This window comes from Pseudomonas sp. A-R-19, from assembly GCF_019956575.1.
Lineage (GTDB): Bacteria > Pseudomonadota > Gammaproteobacteria > Pseudomonadales > Pseudomonadaceae > Aquipseudomonas.
Genome location: NZ_JAHBDR010000020.1, coordinates 1 through 2,308, shown reverse-complemented (window position 1 = coordinate 2,308; position 2,308 = coordinate 1). Strand labels below are relative to the sequence as shown.

Sequence of the window (2,308 nt, the reverse complement as noted above, 5' to 3'; positions counted from 1 at the left end):
GGTGGGACTTGCCGAGCACGCGGTAGGGTTCGGCGTAGTGGTAGGCCTCGCCGTAGGTGTTGTCGGCGACGCCGCGGGTCGTGGCGACGCCGTGGGTGGTGGGCTCGCCGTGGGTGGTGGGCTCGCCGTGGGTGGTGGGCTCGCCGAGGGTCTGGTCGACCTCGCCGTCGAGGAAGGCGCGGCTGTCGTCGGGGTGATAGGCGCGCACGCTGACCTGCTGTTCCACCACCCGGTGGCGGGTTTTCAGGGCCCAGACGCTGTCCTCGATGCTGTTGCTGAAGCCCGAGGGCGAGCGCAGCGGCAGTTCGACGTCGAACTGGTAGCAGCGCTGGTCGTCGCAGAACTCGACGACGTCGAAGTGGAGTTTTTCGTGCTGGATGCAGCGGTACCAGATGCCGACGTCGGCGAGGATCCGGCTGATGAAGGCCAGGTCGCTTTCCTGGTACTGCATGACCTGCTCGCGTTGTGGGTACTCGCGCTTGAGGTTGAAGCGAAAGTGCCCGGTGTCGAGACCGTGGCGGTCGCGCAGGATGTTTTTGACGATGTCTGGCACGGACTGGTGCTGATAGATCCGCGTCTGCTGGCCGCGATCGAGCAGGGCCAGGCGCGGTTGCAGGGTGACTTCGTAGCGGGCTTCGTCGATTGAGCCGGACAGGCGCTGGCAGGCGGTGATGCGGCCGTACAGCGTGCGCTGCGGTGTGGGTGGCTTGGGCACTTCCCAAGAGAACACGGGTACGTTGGACGGCGCATCGTACAGGCTGAACTCGGCGTACTGGCCGATGAACTTTTCCGCACCGATGTCGAGGTCGCTGGCGGTGAATTCGATGCGGTAGAGGTAGGGTTGGCTGAGGTACTCATGACCCTCGAAGGTGAGGACGTCGAGGTGGGTGTCGAGTTTGTCGACCTGGAGTGTGTGGCGGTTGTGGCCGACGAGGGTGTGCAGATTTGTGCTCATGTTCAGTCCTTACCTGGTCTGAAAGGGACGGGCAGGAAAGGCAGTGCTTTCACCCGGGTCCTGGGGGGTGAAAGCATTGAAAATTCAGAGAACAGTTGGAATAGGATTCTTCTTGTTCGCGTGTAGGATACGTCCAAAAGGTTGCGGCGCTGGGTCTGTAGGAATTTGTTCAGCTCTGGATTCTGTGGCGAGGGAACTGACACCCTCGCCACAAGAATCAGCGCTTAATCCAGCGGCGCGACGTTATCCAGTGCGCGGTTGACGGCCAGGTCCGCCAGCATGATCACCTGCTGGATACCCAGCAGCATGCTGCGCTGCGGGCCGTCCAGGAATGTTGCGAAATCCGTCGCCATCACGCTTGCAGAAGCCAGCGATTCGCAGGCATGGGCCAATAAACTTTCGGTGTCGATGTTGGGCGCGATGATGAACATCGTGCTGGGGTTGTGGGGGGCGGTGCTTTTGAGGATGGCGGGTTTGAGATGGAGACCAGAAGCGCGATGGGTGATGCTTTCGGTTTCTGATTCGGGGGGATTGGGTGTGGGTTTGACCATGGGAAGTCTCCTATGAAAACTTGAACCACCATGACTTATCGCTAAACAAGTAAGGGTGGCAGCTGCACGCAGGTTAGCGATCCGGGACATAGGAAGCCCAGGTAGACCCGCAGGTCTCCCACGCACAGCCGCCATGACACAAATAGCAGACACAAAAATCCGCATTTAAGTCTGGGGCGCTGTAGCGCCTATGTTTGGTTCGGATCGCTAAACCCGGTCGCTGAATCGGCAGCGACATGGAAACGATAGAGAACAGGGTCTAGGCCCACAAGCCGGCGGATTCTGGCGTAGTTGTAGGTAACGACGCAAGGTATCGTAGCCTCGCTCCTGGTCCTACAACCCCGTCTGACTGCCACAACTCTTTGTGTCGAGGGTGCTTGCTCCCGTTCGGCTGCGCAGCAGTCGCAAATCCATTCAACGCGGCCTGCCTGACAAACCGCATCAGTTGATTTTGGGGCCGCTTCGCTGCCCAGCGGGAGCAAGCTCCCTCGCCACATTGCTGGTGTGAGGCAGAAGATTTTCGTTGGATGTAATGCCGCTATCGCTGGCAGCTCCTACAGGGAATGAGTACGTCTGAGAGAGACTAGTCGCCTGGCAGGCCGTCTTCGCGAGCAAGCCCGCTCCCACAGAAGAGCAAAGGCAGATCGGCACACACCCACGCCCCTCACCACTCATCAGGCCGAGCGTTAGCTCGCCTGCAGCTCTTGATCTTGATCCACCCGCCCCCTCGGAAGGCTGAGTGGAGGTGTTCATCCGGGGATTGGCGCGCAGCGCCGTTCGACGCAGTCGAACTCATCGCATG

General features: G+C 60.3%; 2 protein-coding genes. Both read right to left on the bottom strand.

Annotated features, from left to right (window positions below; all coding sequences use genetic code 11):
- Window positions 1-955, bottom strand: a 955-nt coding sequence (locus KGA88_RS01150) for a type VI secretion system Vgr family protein (RefSeq protein WP_223588326.1), incomplete at its 3' end; no start/stop codon positions are given.
- A 224-nt stretch (window positions 956-1,179) separates the two neighbouring features.
- On the bottom strand, window positions 1,180-1,506 hold the full coding sequence (locus KGA88_RS01145; protein ID WP_223588324.1) for a DUF6124 family protein: 327 nt from the start codon (window positions 1,504-1,506) through the stop codon (window positions 1,180-1,182).
- Between the last annotated feature and the right edge of the window lie 802 nt (window positions 1,507-2,308).